The sequence below is a fragment of the Enterococcus sp. 7E2_DIV0204 genome (genome assembly GCF_002140855.1).
Taxonomy (GTDB): Bacteria; Bacillota; Bacilli; order Lactobacillales; family Enterococcaceae; genus Enterococcus_L; species Enterococcus_L lemimoniae.
In genome coordinates this window covers 1,105,655-1,124,153 of the sequence record NZ_NGKY01000001.1, presented here as the reverse complement: position 1 = coordinate 1,124,153, position 18,499 = coordinate 1,105,655, and the positions used below count along the sequence as shown (strand labels likewise).

Sequence of the window (18,499 nt, the reverse complement as noted above, 5' to 3'; positions counted from 1 at the left end):
ACCTACTTTTTATTTATTTGGTCTAGTGCTTCTTGTGCTTTTTTCTGAGCTTCTGACAATGCTTGTTTTGCAGGAACATTCTCTAATTCTACCTGATCTGCAGCTATTTTAAGAGCATCTACAATTTTTCCACCAGTTGGATCAATGAAAGCAGGGCTTGCATGTTGCGCTTGCTTAAAGGGAACGGCATAATATGGTTTTTCTTCTAAAAATTTTGCATAGTCTTCGTTGTCTAATGTGGATTCTCTTACTGGGATATAACCAATCGTTTCTGACCAGTCTGCTTGAACTTTACTTTGTGTAAAGTAATGAATAAAGGCATAAGCCGCTTCCTTCTCTTTTTTATCAATTGAGCTTGGAATTGCAAGATAAAGAGCAGAAGCGATCGGTTTTGCTTGATTACTTCCTACACCGGGTTGTTCTGCAGAATCAATGATTGAAAAATCTAGATTTCCTTTATCCCCTGAAGAGCCTAGATAGCCAACCGATTTTCCGTTAGTCACATCATCAATCGTCTTGTACCAGTATTCCCAACCCTGTCCGCCAGAATTTATAGACATCACTTTATCTTCATGAATAGCTTTTCGAATCATCTCCCAAGAATCGATCCAAGCGGAAGTGCTTATTGTTACCTTCTTTTGATCCTTATCTAGGATCGTTCCCCCATTACTTAATGAGATATCTATTAAATTATCTTGTCCCCACATAGGTTCAAAGCCAATTTCTGCAATGTTTTCTTCTTTAATTTTTTTACTTGCGGCAATCAAGTTTTCCCAAGAAGAGAAGGCCTCTGTTGGGGAAATACCAGCTTTTTCAAGTAAATCTTTTCGGTAATACATGACTTGCGTGGTACCATAAGCAGGAACACCCAAAACAGAATCATTTACCTTTGCTTGTTCCATAAATACTTTAAGAAAATCTGATTCATTATATTCCTTGTCTTCTTTTAAATACGAATCCAAGGGCTCAAGTACATTTTTGCTTCCTAAATCGGCTAAATAGCTATTTCCTAAAATCGCCAATCCTGGTGCTGTTTTAGAAGCAATAGCAGCCTGAAGTTTTTGATACGTTTCAGCGTAATCTGCCTGTGGAACAGCTTTAACTTCATATTTATCTTGTGAGTCATTGAATTCTTGGATAATCTCTTTCATCTTTTTGTCGGCTTCACTACCTAACCCATACCAATATTCAATTTGTGTTTTTTCTGAGCCGCTTTCTTTAGAATCGGTATTTTTTGTATTTCCACAGCCTGTCAGAACAAGGCTAATGCCTAACAATATACTCATAACAGATAGAACATTCATTACTTTTTTCATGATTTTCCTCCAATAAGTTATTTTTAGTTTGTGTTTATCCTTTTACGCCACTATCGCCAATCCCTTTGATTAACCATTTTTGGAAAACAATAAAGACGATTAATAATGGAATGACTGTAATGACATTTACCGCCATGATTAAGGGCCACTGATCAGCAAATGCGCCTTGCATAGTAAAAAATTGTCTTAATCCAACTGTGATTAAGTATTTATCTTGGCTTTTTACGATTAGTGAAGGCCAAAGATAATTGTTGTACATTTGAATAAAGGTAATAATGGATAAGGTAAAAACACTTGATTTAGACATCGGCACCATCACACGCCATAAAATCCGCCAGTCTGATGCGCCTTCAACTCGGGCAGCTTCAATCACCTCCTTAGGTATATTTAGAAAGGTTTGCCTTAGTAAAAAAATACTGAATACACTTCCGATATTTGAAATCACAATTCCTGTGAGAGAATCTAATAAATTTAATTTTGCCAATATAACGTAACTCGGAACATACGTAACTGCTGAGGGCAACATGTAAGAAAGAAGCAAGCTATGAAAGATTAAATTTCTTCCTTTAAACTTAATTTGGGTTAAGCCATAGGCTACCATACAAGATAATCCAATTTGAAAAATGACAATTAAAAAAGAAGTCACGATGCTATTTTTTAAATAAATAGCAAATGGTGCCAGTTTGAAGGCATCTACAAAATGATGCCATTGCATTTCTTTAGGAAGAAGCTGCAAGGGAACGGCAAACATTTCATCTGTTGTTTTTAAAGAGCTAAGTGCCATCCATACTAGTGGAAAAAGCGTTCCGATACTTAAAACAATTAGTGCAGTATATTGAAAGAGTCCAACGAATGTTCGACAGTGATTTCCCTTCATTTGTAGTTCACTCCTTATGTTTCTTACTGATTAAACGAACTGTACTAGACGTTTACAATGCTATATTTTTTCTGAAGACTAGAATTTTGAGGAACAGTTGTGCTAACCTTATCCAAAACTTGTCATTAATTGTAATGAACCCAATATTTTGAAAGCAAAAATTGGGCAAGAGAGATAAGAGCTGTGATGAAAATAAGCAGCACAGCAAGAGCTGTAGCTTGTCCCATGTTAAATTGTTCAAATGCAAGCTGATAGTAGTAGTAAAGTAAAGTTCTTGTGCTTCCAGAAGGCCCCCCTTGCGTCATGACTTGAATCTGATCATAAGCTTGTAGTGAAGAAATAATGGAAGTTACAATTAAAAATAAGGTAGTGGGAGAAACATAGGGAAAATAAACCCTCTTCATTTTTTTCCAATAAGAAACTCCCTCAATTTCGCACACTTCCTCAATTTCAGATGGAATTTTTTGAAGAGCATCGCAATAAAAAATCATGCACCAGCCAATCCCTTTCCAAATGGTAACAATTATGATCGCCCACATAGCAAAGTTGGAACTTTGTAACCAAGAGGGTTGAGGCAAATGAAGAAACCCCAGAATTTGGTTGATTACGCCAACTTTAGGCTCGAAAATCCAAGACCATACGATTGAAATCGCAACAGTAGGGGTTACCCAAGGAGAAAACAAAAGAGTTTTAAACAAAGTTTTCCCTTTAGAAATCGAGTGAATGAGTAGAGCTGTGAAAAAGCCAAGAATTAAAGTTGGAATGACGGTCCATAATGTGAAAAAGATAGTATTTCCAAAAGCAGCTCTAAACTCAGATGAACCTAAAATTGTCGTATAGTTTTCTACGCCAACAGACTGGATGACAGGATTTATATAGTCCCAGTCTGTAGTACTCAACCAGACAGATACAACTAAAGGAATGAACCAGAAAATGAGCAAAGGCAATATAGGGAGCCCAACATAAAAGAAAGCAAGTAAATAGTTATTTTTCCTCATGAAGAAAAGCCCCCTTGGAGTACCATGTCTTATCACTTTCTTTATCAAATAAATAGAAATTTTCCTCTGGAAACTGTAAGTATACTTGTTGTCCTTCTTGATAGGAATGAGAATGATGGACTTTAGCTAAAAAGGAATAAGACTCATGATGCAAATGAAGTAGCAATTCAGAACCTAGCAATTCCATATACTCAATCGTAGCAGGCAAGCCTTGTTCATTATTCACATGAATATCCTCTGGTCGAATCCCCAAAGTCCATTCCGTTTTTTCAAATGGTAGTATTAATTCTTCAGCTAATAATGAAACTCCTTTTAAATAGAGCATCTTATTTTGATAAGAAACAGGTAAAAAATTCATTGCAGGTGTCCCTATAAAACCCGCGACAAACTTACTCTGGGGAAATCGAAACACTTCATAAGGTGTCCCTACTTGTTGAATATCTCCATCTTTTAAAATGACAATTCTTGTAGCCATTGTCATAGCTTCAACCTGATCATGGGTAACATAGATTGTAGTCGTTTGTAATTTTCGATGTAATTGAATGATTTCTTCTCGCATTTGTGTTCGAAGTTTTGCATCTAAATTGGATAACGGTTCATCCATCAGAAAAATATCGGTTTGTTTTACTATAGCCCTAGCTAAGGCAACACGTTGCTTTTGTCCTCCAGATAATTCCTTTGGTTTCTTCTTTAAGAGATCTTCTAAACCAACAACTGTGGCAGTTTCTTTTACCAATTTTTCTATTTCTTGTTTTTTAAATTTTCTTACTTTTAAGCCAAACGAAATATTTTCTGCAACCGATAAGTGCGGAAATAAAGCATAGTTTTGAAAAACCATCGAGATATTTCGATCTTTTGATGCTACAGTATTCACTTTTTCTCCGTTCATCCATAACTCGCCAGATGTAATTTCCTCCAAGCCAGCAATCATTCGCAAAGTGGTAGATTTGCCACAACCCGAAGGCCCCACTAACACAATAAATTCTTTTTCGTCAATTGACAGATTAAAGTTTTCAATGGTTGTTTCATCTCTATTATCATACGTTTTACTAATATTCTTTAATTCAATTTTAGCCAATAGAATCACAAACCCCTTTCTTAAATTCGATTATAAGGATTGTTTGTAAGGTCTTTGTAAGTTTAAAGTTAAGTTTGTTAATTCAAAGTTAATGTTTTGCCAAATCCCAAGTTTGTTAATGTGAAATAAGTATAATGAAAAAAGGAGGCGAGACGATGAATAAAAGGCAAGAAGCAATTGTAGAGTATCTAAAAAAAAATAAAACAATCAAGAATAGTTATATTGCAAAGGCTTTTAATGTTTCAAGTGAAACAGCAAGAAAAGATTTAGAATTGTTGGAAGAAAGTGGAATAGCTAAAAAAATATATGGTGGGGCTTATTATAATCAAAAGTTTGTCAACGAAACAGATTATTTGCATCGTCAAAATTTGAACCGCGTGGAAAAACGGAAAATTGCTAAAAAAGCAATTGAATTTGTGTCGGAAAACCAAATTATTGGATTGGATGTCAGTACGACCAATACGCAAATCGCGGCAGAGCTTACCCATCATTTTAAAAATCTGACCGTAGTTACAAACTCTGTAATCATTGCGGTGGAACTTTCTAAAAGAAGTCGTTTTCAAATTGTCATGCCCGGAGGATTAATAAAGAATGATGAACTTTGTTTTGTAGGAGAGTTCAGTGCTGACTATTTAAAACAGTTTCATATAGATGTCTTTTTCATGAGTTTTAGTGGAATTTCTTTAAGCAACGGTTTTACAGACTATGGTTTTGGAGAAGCTTCTTTAAAAAAACAAATGATTAAAAATAGTTCGACAATATATGGAGTAGGAGACTCGACCAAATTTGATAGCACCTCGTTGTTAAGCGTCTGCCCTTTGCATCAAGTTAGTGCAGTTATAACGGATGATCAACTTTCTCCTGTTGTAGCTTATAATTATGAAAAATGCGGAGTCCCTATCTTTACTGGAGAAAGATAGGATTCTGTTTCAAAGTTTTCTATAAACGACAGGCTAAATTAAAAGTAGAAAATTTATGAAGGTAGTTTATTGATAAATAGTTAGTTAATGCGCTGGATCATAGGATCTCTATTACATCAAATAGCCCGTCTATCGTTCGATAAACGGGTCATTTTAGCGTGCCTAAAGATTTGTTATCTTTTGCATGTAATATACTTGAAGGTGGTCTTGAAAAACATATACTTCATACTTTTATATTTTAAATATTCTTTCTGTTAAATGCTCCTCTTCAACCAAGTTACAGGCCACTATTTAGTTTTTTCTGTATATTGTATTCAACAGCTCGGAACTTGTTTTGATCAATACTTTTTTATTATTCACGCATGGAAGTTTCTTCCTAATACAGTATTAATTTCACCAACCAATTAGTGCTTCCCATACGGTTGAAAAAAATAACTTCTCTTTTTCAAAAGAAGTAACCAGAAATACGAAAAATATTTTGCAGAGTAATACCCTCAGACTATCTGGCAGTTCAAATGGAAAAATCGGTCAAGTTAGAGAAATAGTTTTCGCCACAACCTTATCCTTATTTTTTGTTGAGTAGGAACTCACTTCATAATTACAGTCGAGTAGAACCAAAAAGAAAGATTCCTGAAAGATTCCCTAACAATGTTCCGTATTGCGTAGCTGCTCTCTGTCCAGGAGGAACCACTACAGCAGGGTATTCTATAGTGGTCATTCGCGAGGGAATTGAGACTGTCTTTTTCCGATAAACAAAAACAACTTCTTGTGGCTCATTTGTAAAAGTTCCTTCTTGTAAAGCTGGGTGGCTCACTAATTCCCAGTAGTGGTGTTCCTCTTCTTTGGCATAAAAAATAATCATTGTTGGTTGAGCAATTAGTAAAAAAGCTAGAAAAACTGTCAACAAACACAGATTAAAAGATATTGTTTTTTTCATTTTCGTTCTCCCTTAGTTCAATCACTAAATCAGCAAATTTGGCCCAATCAGACGGAGTTGGCGGTTGTTTCCAAATGATTTGCTGACAACTTGTTTCTTTTAGATGGTAATCAGATAAAAAGATATGGGTATCATTGTTAAATTTTTTCTGAATACTAACATTTAAATCACGAAAGCGCCGCAAGCTTTGACAAATATACTCTGTATAGGCTATTCCATGTGAAAAATCGATATAAATATTGATCGGTGTTCCTAATTGTGAAGGTTCTAAAATAGATAATATGGAAAACATTATGTCATAGTAAAGTTTTGCTTGATCATTTTTGGACAGTTCTAGAGCTATCAGAAAGTGAGTTTTTCGGATAAACCGTAAGATCAATGTATGTAAGGGATAATAAACCTCAGCAAAGTAGCTATACGCTGCAGTTTCGACAAATGTAGTATAACTTTGTTTGAAAATAGATAGACTTAACAGTTTTTTCAAAAAAGAATCGTATAGCTGCGTTTTTTGTAAATCTGTAATTTGAAATTGAGTGGCTATACGCTCCACTAGTTCTTGCGTAGCCTCTTGGTTTTGTGTAAATAACTCTTGATTGAATGTCAGTTCAGGTGTGAACATTTCAGAAACAAATAGAAAGGCTAATAAGTAGTTACTTTCATTGAACGATTCAGGAACTGTGTCTTTTGTTGGACGGAGTGCTTGCTCAATCAGGATCATCTGTTGTTCAAGTGCGTGATTTGTCTTTTTATTGATAGAACACAGATTTTCTTTTACCTCATGATGTTTTTTTATTCTAATGTAGACGATGTGGATAAATAAGGCTAACTTTTTTTTCTGAAAAAAAGTTGAGTCTAAACCAAAATGTGTAGTCAATAACTGTAGAAGCTGTTGTACTTCTTGATTGCTATCCTTGGAAAATGGATAGTCTTCTCCAAAATAGAAATAAGAAACAAGGTCAAAAATAATGGAACGTACTTTCATCTCGTTTCCAGTCAGTTTATTTTTTTGAATCACGATCCGCTCTTTTTTTAGCTGAGTTAACACTTTGCTGCGAATTTGGTAAAGCGTCGTTTTGGCAATATGTTGTTCTTCTTGAAATTTTTTTATCGTTTTCTCTTCTACTAGCACCTCAATAAAAAAACGAAATTTTAGTGAACGTTGGGCGAAAGTATGTTGTATCTTTTGAATCATATCATTAGAGATAGGCTGATAAATCAGTTCATCGTAAACTTCTTCAGAAATCATTATTTCTGGACACTCTTCATTTAACTCTTTTATATATTTTTCCAATAAAAACTTCGATAACCCTGTGAGCTCCAGTAATCTTTTTTGAGTTAAATATTGATCGTTGTAAAGTTGTAAGTTCATAAGTAAGTGTAACTTATCGCGATCTTCTTCATCTAAAAATTGCAAATATTCCATTATTCTCTCCCCATTGTTGGATTAGAAGCAAAACCGTTAAAAGAATTGTTTCTAAACCGGTATTTAGTTTATTTTTTTAACTTTTTTGGCTGTGATTCTGTAAGATTCGCCGATTTTCCCTGTAATAGTACTTGGCGTAGTAAGTTCATTGCCTTGTTCATCAACAAACTTAATCGTCACAGAGCCTCTACCATCATGATCTGTTTGTTTTTCCTTAGCTTGTTGTTGCACCGTTTCTTTGGAATCACTCGTTTTTTCAGTGGTTGCCAGTGTATTTGGAAACCACGTTGGCAACTCTAGAGCCTCTTTTAATACCTCAGAAACGTCCACTTGATTCTTAACGATGTGAGTAATACTGCTAATGATAGGGTTAGTTCCGTAACCAAAATATTCTGTGGGGAATGCAGAATGTGAATGGGTCAAAGGAATTAAGGGTTTCTCTATCTTTTTATACATGTAATGGACTGTTTGGGCTTGATTCGTAAACGATCCACTAGCATTTCTAGGAAGTTCTTTTAGTTGCCAGCCTGTTATTTGTTTGCTTACAGACGTATAAGGTGTATCAAGCTGTCCCTGCAATGTTTCTGGTTCAGCAAGTGGCTTCCCTTGTGTATCAGTATAGTAGACCATTACAGGTTCGCCAAGTGCTCTTTCATAGGTAAAAATAATTTCCTGAGGATTTTGTGTGAAGGTGCCTTCTGTATTCCCAGCTGTTGATTTCAATACCCAAGTATTGATGTCTTTAGGTACAGCTGTGAATGAGGCATCGATTTTTCCTTCTAAGACAGTAGATTCACTAATAGGCTGACCCGCTTCATCCTGGTATTTAACGGTCACTGGTGCTCCATCTTCAGGTTCGTCAATCACATTAAATTGTTGGAAGTACGTTCCAGCAGAAATGGCGTAGAAACTAAAATTAGGTGGGGTCTCATAGTTTCCTACAGGATTATTTATCCGAGCATTATATGTAATACTAGCGAGATTATGAAAATCCTCTTCTGTAACAGCTGAGACAGTAATTCCAAGATCTGTGATTTGTAAGCGATCTTCCGGCAATTGTGCATCATTGAATTCAAGTACAGTGTTACTAGCAGAAGTTGATGTTGTAAATGGCGGTACATAACCGTCAAAATTTGTGATTCGATTAGGCATTTCAACAAATGGAATAAAAACGGTTTGTTGTGTGGCATCATAGCCTAAGGTGCTCCGAGACATCGTGACTGGAAGGCTTGTTCGGCCAGTATTTTGCCCAAAGGCTGCTAGGTCATTCAGCGCTGGAAAATCATTGATTACAGTAAAATCTGTAATACCGCAAAATTGAACGGAAATTGAACGTAATTTTGGCAAATGTTTCAAGGGCTCAAGTGTCGTAATAAACATATTTTTATCTAAATAGAGTCGCTCAAGATTCATCAATGTAGTGAATTTTGAAAATACCTCATTATCTAGTTGTCTGGAAGTTACTGAAATATGAGTAATCCCAGTACTTTTGCTTAGATCAGGAAAAGTACTAGAGGTTAAAAAGTTACCACTTAAACTGACAAAAACGAGCGATGTCAATTGTTCCAAAGGGGTAAAGTCCCCTACATTGTTATTGTCTAAAGAGATAGCACCTAAGTTTGTTGCAAATTCTAGACCAGCCAAACTGTTGATTTGTATAGATGTAGCATTCGTTATCGTTAAAGAAGTCAGGCTCTCCATATCTTGCTTAGTAAGTACATCATCTGTTGATTTTCCTAATTTTATTAAAATAGTTTCTCTTAGAACCTTGTCAGGAACGGATACTATTTCTGATGTAGCTCTTGTAAAAGGAAGGTCTGGACTGGATGAGTGTAGAGAAGAATTGTACGTAGCTGATTCAGAAGAAGGTGTGTGTTCCATTGCCATTGGTTCATCTTGGTTGATTGCTGTCGCTTCGATGGGCAAATTTGCTAAAGTATAAATTCCCAAACAGATCATCGAAGGCAGAAAAATTTTTTTTGCGTTGTTCAATAGTAATACTCCTCAATAAATATAGTTATAAAGTGAAAGAATCAATCTTTTTGTGAAGTTTATTTTTGGTAAAAAACCACTTATTTTTATCGATTATTCTTTATGGATAACTTTTTGATATCAAAAATATTTTATATAAGAAAAAGAAATCAACTAATATAGTACACTTTTTCACTAATAACATCTATAAAATAATAAAAAGAATTTCTTTATTTTTTCGTGAGTTCGGAAAAAATGCGGACATTTGCAAAAAAACGGGAAAATAGTTCCTTTGGCGTGATTGTATTTTATTTGTATCTAGACGAATATTAAATAAGCAAAATAAAAATAATTATGATTTGTTTTTGAGATTTTTTAATTGAATGGGAGAGGAATGTTATGAGGGTTGGGATACTAAACACAGAAAAGAAGAGTAGTGAAACATTTATTTCCTATAAAGCCTCTGGATGTTTAGTAGAAAATAAAAAAGTAGTCGATGAGAAGGACTTACAAGATATAGATGCATTGCTTATCTGTAAAAATCAGACATTCAGTGTTGTAGAGGTTTGTGAATGGGTTATCAAAAGTAAAATGCGTCGACCGATTCCAATCTGGATAAGTACTACTGAAAAACGAGTAGAGGAAAAAAACATTTATTTACAATTAGGTGTTTGTGGAATTTTTGAAGATTACACCATTGAAGAAATAGATTTAGCTATTAGCAACAGCTTAAATACAATGGAATCGGCGCAACACATGAAAATGAAAAAAGAGCCAATGGTGCTATTAGACCCCTTAAAGCTAAGCCTTAATGTTGATCATTTAACTATTTCACTGACAAAATCAGAATATTATCTGTTTGCTCTTCTTTATGAACATAAGGAAGAGGTTTGCACCTATGAAATGCTTGCAGAATCATTTTTGGGTAAGGGAATAGATTTATTGGGTGAAAGTGGGCAAAGCAGAGTGGCGAATATTGTTTGTAAAATCCGAGCAAAAATAGCTCAAACAAGTGATGGGAAAAAAGAATTGATCAAAACAATCCGCTCAAGAGGCTACATGCTAACTTTATCCGAATGAAGTAAACCTGGAGAGGGGGTGAGCGATAGAATCTGACGAGTCAATAGCCAAGGCAAATCCTCCGACAAACAAAATCATCACTTAGTAGAAAAGAATATCGTTATTTAAGGCAGAGGGGAGGCAATTATGAAAAAACTAATTCAATCTAGTATTTGTTTACTGCTCTTATTTGTCCCATTTTATGGAACATCTGCAGAAGCCTCTGGAAAAACGCAATCAGGTATTACTTTTATTCAAGGTGACCATCCGAAAAAACCGATTATTGATACTATTTTTTCTGGAAATAAAAAAGGAATACTTCCTCATACAGGGGAAGCGTTGAGCCTGTACTTACTTATTATCGGGATTTGTCTGTTGATTTTCATTTATCTATGGTTTTACTTAAAAAATAAAAACACACGAAAGAAGGAACAAGAATGAAAAAGAAATTAGTTGCAAGTTTATTGTTGAGTGGATTGGTATTAAGTTACAGCTCTACAGGAGTTTATGCAGTAGATGCAAGTGCAACAGCCAAAACAAAAGCTGAAACAGAATTTACTGCTGGGGATCGTCCTGATCCATCGAAACCAGAAGAAGGACCAAAAGATCCTAATCCATTAGATCCAGACCCAGATCCGACAGATCCAACGAAACCAAAACCACTACCAGAAGCAAATAATGTTTATGTAACACATTTACCAGACATTTCATTTGGTTCAAATAAAACAGAGTTGAAAACAACTGAATACGAAGCGTTAACTGAAAAAAGAACAAAAGGGCAAGGGGCTGAAACATTTTATATGCCTCATTCTGTTCAAGTAGCGGATTTATCTGGGAATAGTGAAACAAAATGGAAATTAAGCGTTCAACAAGATGACGTATTCAAAACAAACGATAGCACACCAAAACAATTAGACAGATCTCGTATTCGAATTTATGGAAATACGTTAACAAGTACCGCCTATGCAGCCACAGATTTAGCAGACAAAGTTGCAGGTGTTGCACTAAGTGAGACAGATGAATTTGGCGCGTATTCAACGATTCCTGTTAAAAGCGATACACAAGATGAATTAGTAGTGTTGGAAAATAAAACACCTGGCTTCACATTGAACTCATATACTTCTTCTGTTTTTAGAAATAGTTATATCGGAGAAGACTACGATGCGACTAAAACACCTACAGCATCTCGCTACGAAGGGGTCAAATTAAATGTACCGGCAAGTGACCAATCACAAGCGAAAGCTTATTCAGCTGATTTAACTTGGACATTGACTGTAGAACCGTAAAGAGCGAATCATTAAATAAAAAAACATCTTATCAGCAACAAAGACAAGGAGCGAAAAAATGAAACCAACTATAAAAAGAATTTTAGGATTGAGCTTAGTAACAGCGGGGATTTTAAGCTTAGCAACACCAGCTTTTGCCGAAACAGGAGCAGTAAAAACAGATGGAAAAGCGTCATTTGTACCTCAATCTGGTGATATCAATACAATCAAACCTGGTACAGATGAAAAAATCGATATCGTTGATGGCAATAATGAACGGGTAACCGTTGAAAATATTCAATTGATGCATGTCCCAGACTTTGATTTTGGTAGTAACGAAACAAGTGTCGATACAAAAAATTATGATGCTATTTATGAACATTATCAAAAAACAGGCGATACGACCAAATATGCTATTCCTCACTTTGTACAAGTCGGCGATGTTTCTGGTGTGCAAGGAACGGCATGGGCTGTGACAGTGGAACAAGAAGCGCTGTTTAAAGAAACAGGAGGACATGCTTTGAAAGCATCTAGAGTCAATTTGTACAACCAAACCTTGACCAATAATGTTCAAACTGGAAATGTGACCGATGTTGTGACAGGACTGACAATCCCGAGTGATGGTACTGTTCAAGTTCCTGTCAAAGGTGTGGATACAACTGGTAGTATCGCTGTACTAACATCTAAAGCTGGAAAGACTGATCAAACAACAACAAACGGAACCATCAGTTCAGTTGTCTTCCAAAAAGATTATGACGAATCAAACTACGGAAAAGTAGATTCACCAGCGTTAACAGACAAAAATACAGATGTAAAACTAAATGTTCCACAAAGCGATGGGGTACAAGCTAAAGCATATGGAGCTAAATTAAATTGGACTCTAACGGTCGGACCGTAAAACCCAGTTTTTATTGGTGGAAAGTTCCATTTTTAGGAACTTTTTTCCAATTTTGTTAGAAAGGAAAAATGTATGACTCTACTAAAACAATCGATGAGCTGGAGCAGACGAGTCTTTTTATGTTTAGCTTTGCTGATCCTAATACCATTTTCTCCAGCGTATGGAGAAGAAATTCCCATTTCCGTCAAAGCTATTTTACCAGACAATCAAGTGACAAAAGATGCAGGCTATTATGATTTAAAAGTGAACCCGGGAGAAAAACAGGAACTCTCTTTTCAACTCTATAACCAAGGGGACAAAGACGCTACAGTCAACATCAACATCAACCCAGCCTATACAGGAGATGGCGGTTCATTTGTCTATACAGAAGATGAAACCAATAAAGATTCTTCTTTAAAATATCCTTTATCAAGTATTGCGACCTCAGAACAAACGGTCAGCATTCCGGCAAAAGGCACGACCGTTACGAAAGTAACATTAGATATCCCCAGTGAGCCTTTTGAAGGGCTAATTCTTGGTGCAATTCGTGTGACAAGTGCCGATGCAGGAGAAAAGAAAACCGAAGAAACAAAAAAAGGCTTCAACATTTCTAATAATTTTGCGTATTCAGTAGCCATCCAATTAAGAGAATCAGATGATCTGCCAAAATCCGATTTAGCACTCAAAAAAGTCTTTGCCTCCCAAGTTGCAGGGCGCAATACAGTGAAAGTAAATCTGCAAAATCCCACAGCAACGATTATCGATAACGTCTCCTATGATGCTGCTGTCAGTAAAAAAGGAGACAACACACCTTTGCATGAAACAAAGGTAAAAGGCTATCGAGTAGCGCCAAACACTAACTATAATGTTCCGATTAACTGGGAGAATCAACCCTTTTCAGCAGGTACCTATGTTGCCAAAGTCAAAGCAAAATCAGAAGATACAGGACAAGAATGGCAATTCGATCAAGAATTTGTCATCAGTGCAAAAGAAGCAAACGAGCTGAATGAACAAGCAGTGGATCTTGAGAAGGACTATTTGCTCTATATCTTGATTGGCGGGGGAATCTTCATTTTACTTGTTATTGTTCTTATTATTCTATTGGTCATTTTATCCAAAAAGAAGAAAAAACGAAAAGAACAAGCAAGACGAGCACGTCAAAAAAAGCAAAAAAAAGGAAAAGAACATGACAAACGAAAACAACGAACAACCGATAAACGATCTTCCCCAAGTTCAGGAAACCATAAACGAAGATAAGCAAAAGCCTTTTTCTTTCTACCTTGTTCTGACCTTACTACTTATGCTTCTAATAAGCGGTGGTATTGCAGGGTATATCTGTTATCCATTTGCCAATAAAATCAGCGGCAACTGGGTATCGACCGATCAAGCCATGCGGCTAACAAGCCAAGGAAATATGTGGGAATTAGCTATTGCGGATTACAAAAAAACAAAAGGGTTTACGCTTGTGTTTACAGGAAAATGGACGGCCGCAGGGGTCAATAAATATGATGGGAAACAAGTAAAATTATTCGCTAAAATAGCGAAAGTGAACTTTTCTAAAGAGGAAATCAATACATTGGAAAAAAAGTCCGATCTATACACAGTTTCTGATCAAACTGAAAAAGAGCTTACCTTGCAGTACACAAAAAAAGGAATCAAACAAATTCAGCCAGGTTCTAATTTGAATAAAGTCGTACATATGACGTTAGAAAATATTCATTGGACGAAACAGAAAGAAAAGTTGTACCTAAATAGCAGTTATTTTTCTACTGAACGGATTGAATTTAAGTACAAAAATGAAAACAAAACATAGAGTGTTGTTGAACATCGGACGAAACGAGAGGAGTGAACAGTTGAAATAGTGTTCTATTTCACGGCTTATGAAAAGAAAAAAGTATATTCTCTCTTTGCTTATTTTAGGGGTTAGTTTAGTGATAGGTATATTTATCGCCACTTCTTTAAGTTCTAAAAATAAGCTCCAAGCGCAAGAAGTACAACCAACCAGAGCAATCACAGATAATATTTTTCAAGAAGCGAAAATCATCGTTCCAAGTGAAAAAAGTCGAGTGTTAGAGCAAGAAGATTACCTCAAAAATGATTCGGAAGTCAAAGTCACAATGACGTTCAAATTCACGAATAAAAATTATAAAACAGGCGATACGTTTGAAACAACATTACCAGAAGGCTTCACCTACACGCAGGTTATTGAAGGTGGCTTGAGTGATACAGCGACTTATCGCATTGATCCAGCAACAAGAAAATTGGCCTTAACGATGATAAAGGATGTTCAATCGGCAGAATATAAATTGGATTTAGTCACACGTATCAAATTTGATAGCAAACTAAATTCCAAACAAACCATGCCTTTTGAAACACAAACGCCAACAAATTATATCTTTCATCTATATGAGAAAACCAGCACACAATATCTTTATGGAAAGACTTTTGACAAAGAGAAGAATGAAACAACATTGATGCCTACAAGTGGCGGTGCTTATGGTGCAATGGACGTCAACTACGCCCGTGTAGATTTATCAAAAAATAATCTTCAAGTCAGTTTCTCAAAAAAATTAATGCCAAGTGGTTGGAGCGACGGTTATGTTAATGCAACACAAGACCTTTCATCATTTAAATTCTATACGTATGAAACAATGATTGATGGAACGCGCATAGGTGAAAAAAAAGAATTAAAGGTCAATGAAGATTTTGATGTGATTGAAAAAACAAATGAGTTGAGCCAAATTAAGTTTAAAGAGAAATTCCATGAAGCATTAGAAGTTTCAGAGGGGGAAATGAATTTTGATTACACTGGTTTTAATCCTATTTCTAACGGGAAAAGAGGGACAGTAGCATCCTGGATGACATTTATTGTTTATCCAGGAACAACTACTGATAATTTTATCAGTTACAGCCGGTTTTCAGTTAACTTCTTTGTAGTGGAATTAGGTTATTTGGGGTTAGGGACAATTGTTGCAGATACCAATGTCAAAGAAAATGAAAGACTCGTTAAAACACCGATCTACATCAATGGAACAAATCAGCAACTAAAAAAAGGGGATACATTCATTCTGACAAATGATAAGGATCCAGCATTGGTGGCGGTCGATACAAAATTAGCTCAAGAATATAACGTCACATTCAATGCCAATGGCTCCATTGTCGAAGGGACTAAAAAAGCAATCAGTAACTGGAAAATCACGAGTGATGTATTTGGTGAGGTAACACTAACTTACTTAGGTGAAGATACGACAGGTACGTTAGGCTTAGATATCTATACTGGAATAGATGAGACGGTTACACCATCGTACAATAGTAAATATATTCTTTCTGGAAATGGATACGAAACAAACGGTACGACAGCCTTTAAAGGTCAAGCTGCCAACATGAAAAGCGGGACATTCAACACGGAAAAAAATAGCATCGCTTGGACGGCAACGATCAATTCTCTTTATCAAAAAATCACGAAAATAACAGATACATTTGGTGATGGTGTAAAAGCAGGGACCTTGAAAAATTTGAAAATCAGCTCTGTGGAATTTGGAAAAAATGGTGTGAAAAAAGAGTTAGTTGAAGGAACCGATTATGAATTGGTCGATTCTTCAGACCATTTTGAAATCAAGTTTTTAAAAGAAGTCAAAGAAAAGCTCACAGTAACGTATGAAACAGGCGTTGATCTTAAAACAATCAATCCAAAAGATTCCCGAGCGACAAATACAATCACACCGAAGTTCATTTTTGCTTCGTCAACAGAAAAAGAATTTCTAACAGTTGGATATGCTTATATCCCGAGTTATCTTTTTACGAATTCACCATTTGTACTAGGAAAAAATGGCATGTATACTCTGGCTGAAAAAGTTAAAGAACAACCTGTGAACCAAGTGAAATTACTGATAAATCCATCAGGAGCCGATCTTACGAATAATGAGGTCGTTATCAATTATAAAAGTATGGATGTTTCGGTTTTAGATAGAAAGTTTACAGTAAACAAGGTCAAAAAATTTTCTACAACAGATTATACCAATCTACTGCCAGATGAAGAAATCACTTCTGACAGTGAGGAATATCCTGAAATAAGTATCGAAGAGAATCAAATTCGCGTGAAAAACAAAAAATTAACGCAAGCAATCATCGTTAGTTTTACTTTAGGCAAAAATAATTATTATAATGCTGCGGGTGATTATGCAAAAATCAGTCAAACAAATGATAGCTTTGACCCAGTCGATACAACGTCTACCAGATTTTATTTTAATAACAATTTAGCAAAAAGTTTTACACTAAAAACAAGTGAGACGTATGCTAATATTGCTGAAGGAACCTTGGTGGTCAATAAAAACAACGGTTTTGCATTGATTAAAGGGACAAAAATCGACCTTGCCAATATTGTCCCGTCAAACGATTCGAAAGAACTTTCCAGCTTAAGAGAAGTTACGGATGGAGAAGGTAATCCTTTACCAGCCTCAACTATTTCAGTGAGTGGTGGTGGTTATTCAGCGTGGGCTGTCACTATCAATGATGATCAGTTGAAAAATGGCTTGATCGTAAAATTGAATTTTAATTTCACCACAAGTGGCTCGAAAAGTTACACAGGAGGAAATTCAAGTCATCCGTTTATTGACTATCGCGGCTCTACAACAACACAAAGTTATTTAAACAATAATTGGTCGGGGAAATTTGATATCGATAACTCTGGCGCAGGTGGCGGTGGAAATCTGATCTTAAAAGATATGACGATCACTATGATCGATTCTGTGACCAATAAACCGTTAGCTGATGCAACATACGAGATCATCGATAAAGATGGAAAGGTAAAAGATACGCTAACATCAAATGCAAACGGTCAAATTCTTCTAAAAGAATATGTCGTTACAAACTATACCTTGAAAGAAATCAGTCCGCCAGAGGGCTATGTGTCCAATCAGGATTATAAAGATCCAGGTAAGGAAATCACTTTGACGCCAACCAGTGAAAACAAACTGACGATTCCCTACGTTAAAGAAGGGAAAATCAACGTTCATTTTACCTATCAAGATGGAACGGATATAGAAACGATCGATCCGATAACGATCAAAGGCGGTAACGGTACTATCGTTAATTTAAAAGAGCAAAAAGCAATCACAGATCAACTTGATGCGTTAGCGCTAGAAAACCTAGATTATCGCTTTTTGACCTTTGATAAAGGAAAAATGGATGGATCAGAGGAAGCATTGACGATTCCATATGATAGTGAAACAGTCTATTATAAATATGAAGGACTGATTTCGTTAAAAGTTCCTGAACTTTTAACCTTTGAAACAGGCTTCGTCACACCCTTTGAGCAAGTGCTTTCTTATGCTAATACAGATGATTTTGAAGTAGGATTTAGAGATAGTCGCCAAATTACGACCTCTGCTACAACAAAAAATGGCAAGACGCGAGGCAATATTCGCTTAAATGCTTTCTTATCGAAAGAATTTACGACACAAGAAAATAAAGTGCTAAAAGATGCCCGTTTGATTTACCGAAATGGTGCAACGGATGTTGTTTTGAATGGATCTGGCGGAGAATTAGTGAATAATAAACAAGATGCTAACGATAAAGGGAAGAAAGATTTCAATTTCATTTTAGATACAGCGGGAAGTGAAAACCGAGGCTTTAAACTGGAAGTACCAGCTAAAGGGACATTAGCTGATGACTATACAGGGGAAGTTACTTGGGAGATTATTCAGGAGCCCTGAATCACTTAGTTGAAAGTAAATATCAATAAGAAGTAGCCTAAGATTTAGTAAGCAAATCTTAGGT

15 protein-coding genes are annotated in these 18,499 nt (G+C 35.8%); 8 read left to right on the top strand and 7 right to left on the bottom strand.

All coding sequences use genetic code 11. The features are described from left to right. Nucleotides 1-2: 2 nt before the first annotated feature. The 4 genes from A5819_RS05325 to A5819_RS05310 all read right to left on the bottom strand — a co-directional run bounded on the left by A5819_RS05325 (nucleotide 3) and on the right by A5819_RS05310 (nucleotide 4,269). Entirely contained in the window at nucleotides 3-1,316 is a 1,314-nt protein-coding gene (locus A5819_RS05325; RefSeq protein ID WP_086277414.1) for an ABC transporter substrate-binding protein, read from the bottom strand. Between the two features lie 34 nt (nucleotides 1,317-1,350). Continuing rightward, nucleotides 1,351-2,193 carry a carbohydrate ABC transporter permease gene (locus tag A5819_RS05320; protein ID WP_086277413.1) on the bottom strand — a complete coding sequence of 281 codons (843 nt, stop codon included), beginning with the start codon at nucleotides 2,191-2,193 and terminating at the stop codon, nucleotides 1,351-1,353. Nucleotides 2,194-2,318: 125 nt separating this feature from the next. Next, entirely contained in the window at nucleotides 2,319-3,191 is an 873-nt protein-coding gene (locus A5819_RS05315) for a carbohydrate ABC transporter permease (protein WP_086277412.1), read from the bottom strand. Then, nucleotides 3,178-4,269, bottom strand: coding sequence for an ABC transporter ATP-binding protein (locus A5819_RS05310; RefSeq protein WP_086279654.1), 1,092 nt, complete (start codon nucleotides 4,267-4,269; stop codon nucleotides 3,178-3,180). Before A5819_RS05310 ends, A5819_RS05315 begins: the two co-directional genes overlap by 14 nt. Before the next feature lie 155 nt (nucleotides 4,270-4,424). On the opposite strand from A5819_RS05310, the gene A5819_RS05305 reads away from it, so the two are divergent. After that, entirely contained in the window at nucleotides 4,425-5,189 is a 765-nt protein-coding gene (locus A5819_RS05305) for a DeoR/GlpR family DNA-binding transcription regulator (RefSeq protein WP_176271364.1), read from the top strand. A gap of 598 nt (nucleotides 5,190-5,787) precedes the next feature. Here the strand turns inward: A5819_RS05305 and A5819_RS05300 are convergent. The 3 genes from A5819_RS05300 to A5819_RS05290 form a co-directional block, all read right to left on the bottom strand. Continuing rightward, the gene (locus tag A5819_RS05300) at nucleotides 5,788-6,126 is read right to left on the bottom strand and encodes a MucBP domain-containing protein (protein ID WP_086277410.1); all 339 of its coding nucleotides are present in this window, start codon (nucleotides 6,124-6,126) and stop codon (nucleotides 5,788-5,790) included. Next, complete coding sequence (locus tag A5819_RS05295) at nucleotides 6,104-7,549, bottom strand: helix-turn-helix domain-containing protein (protein ID WP_086277409.1); 1,446 nt, start codon at nucleotides 7,547-7,549, stop codon at nucleotides 6,104-6,106. Before A5819_RS05295 ends, A5819_RS05300 begins: the two co-directional genes overlap by 23 nt. A 63-nt stretch (nucleotides 7,550-7,612) precedes the next feature. Beyond that, nucleotides 7,613-9,541 (bottom strand): MucBP domain-containing protein, encoded by a 1,929-nt coding sequence (locus A5819_RS05290; protein WP_086277408.1) that lies wholly within the window; start codon nucleotides 9,539-9,541, stop codon nucleotides 7,613-7,615. Nucleotides 9,542-9,919: 378 nt separating this feature from the next. Here A5819_RS05290 and A5819_RS05285 point away from each other — a divergent pair, with 378 nt between their 5' ends. The 7 genes from A5819_RS05285 (at nucleotide 9,920) to A5819_RS05255 (ending at nucleotide 18,435) form a co-directional block, all read left to right on the top strand. Then, nucleotides 9,920-10,600 (top strand): winged helix-turn-helix domain-containing protein, encoded by a 681-nt coding sequence (locus tag A5819_RS05285; protein ID WP_086277407.1) that lies wholly within the window; start codon nucleotides 9,920-9,922, stop codon nucleotides 10,598-10,600. Between the two features lie 126 nt (nucleotides 10,601-10,726). Continuing rightward, on the top strand, nucleotides 10,727-11,020 hold the full coding sequence (locus A5819_RS05280; protein WP_086277406.1) for an LPXTG cell wall anchor domain-containing protein: 294 nt from the start codon (nucleotides 10,727-10,729) through the stop codon (nucleotides 11,018-11,020). Then, nucleotides 11,017-11,865, top strand: a complete 849-nt coding sequence (locus A5819_RS05275) for a WxL domain-containing protein (protein WP_086277405.1) — start codon at nucleotides 11,017-11,019, stop codon at nucleotides 11,863-11,865. The genes A5819_RS05280 and A5819_RS05275 overlap by 4 nt, the downstream gene beginning before the upstream one ends. Before the next feature lie 58 nt (nucleotides 11,866-11,923). Next, complete coding sequence (locus A5819_RS05270; protein WP_086277404.1) at nucleotides 11,924-12,742, top strand: WxL domain-containing protein; 819 nt, start codon at nucleotides 11,924-11,926, stop codon at nucleotides 12,740-12,742. 72 nt (nucleotides 12,743-12,814) lie between these two features. Beyond that, nucleotides 12,815-13,978 carry a DUF916 and DUF3324 domain-containing protein gene (locus A5819_RS05265; protein WP_086277403.1) on the top strand — a complete coding sequence of 388 codons (1,164 nt, stop codon included), beginning with the start codon at nucleotides 12,815-12,817 and terminating at the stop codon, nucleotides 13,976-13,978. Continuing rightward, complete coding sequence (locus tag A5819_RS05260; RefSeq protein ID WP_086277402.1) at nucleotides 13,908-14,534, top strand: hypothetical protein; 627 nt, start codon at nucleotides 13,908-13,910, stop codon at nucleotides 14,532-14,534. The genes A5819_RS05265 and A5819_RS05260 overlap by 71 nt, the downstream gene beginning before the upstream one ends. Before the next feature lie 118 nt (nucleotides 14,535-14,652). Further along, a complete protein-coding gene (locus A5819_RS05255) occupies nucleotides 14,653-18,435 on the top strand; it encodes a SpaA isopeptide-forming pilin-related protein (RefSeq protein ID WP_139843282.1) in 3,783 nt (1,260 codons plus the stop codon). Nucleotides 18,436-18,499 lie beyond the last annotated feature (64 nt).

What these genes read in the sequence shown, in the direction of transcription:
- A5819_RS05285 (WP_086277407.1), top strand. Translation starts at nt 9,920, where the DNA reads ATGAGGGTTGGGATACTAAACACAGAAAAGAAGAGTAGTGAAACATTT.
- A5819_RS05270 (WP_086277404.1), top strand. Translation starts at nt 11,924, where the DNA reads ATGAAACCAACTATAAAAAGAATTTTAGGATTGAGCTTAGTAACAGCG.
- A5819_RS05320 (WP_086277413.1), bottom strand. Translation starts at nt 2,193, where the DNA reads ATGAAGGGAAATCACTGTCGAACATTCGTTGGACTCTTTCAATATACT.
- A5819_RS05315 (WP_086277412.1), bottom strand. Translation starts at nt 3,191, where the DNA reads ATGAGGAAAAATAACTATTTACTTGCTTTCTTTTATGTTGGGCTCCCT.
- A5819_RS05280 (WP_086277406.1), top strand. Translation starts at nt 10,727, where the DNA reads ATGAAAAAACTAATTCAATCTAGTATTTGTTTACTGCTCTTATTTGTC.
- A5819_RS05300 (WP_086277410.1), bottom strand. Translation starts at nt 6,126, where the DNA reads ATGAAAAAAACAATATCTTTTAATCTGTGTTTGTTGACAGTTTTTCTA.
- A5819_RS05260 (WP_086277402.1), top strand. Translation starts at nt 13,908, where the DNA reads ATGACAAACGAAAACAACGAACAACCGATAAACGATCTTCCCCAAGTT.
- A5819_RS05305 (WP_176271364.1), top strand. Translation starts at nt 4,425, where the DNA reads ATGAATAAAAGGCAAGAAGCAATTGTAGAGTATCTAAAAAAAAATAAA.
- A5819_RS05265 (WP_086277403.1), top strand. Translation starts at nt 12,815, where the DNA reads ATGACTCTACTAAAACAATCGATGAGCTGGAGCAGACGAGTCTTTTTA.
- A5819_RS05295 (WP_086277409.1), bottom strand. Translation starts at nt 7,549, where the DNA reads ATGGAATATTTGCAATTTTTAGATGAAGAAGATCGCGATAAGTTACAC.
- A5819_RS05275 (WP_086277405.1), top strand. Translation starts at nt 11,017, where the DNA reads ATGAAAAAGAAATTAGTTGCAAGTTTATTGTTGAGTGGATTGGTATTA.
- A5819_RS05325 (WP_086277414.1), bottom strand. Translation starts at nt 1,316, where the DNA reads ATGAAAAAAGTAATGAATGTTCTATCTGTTATGAGTATATTGTTAGGC.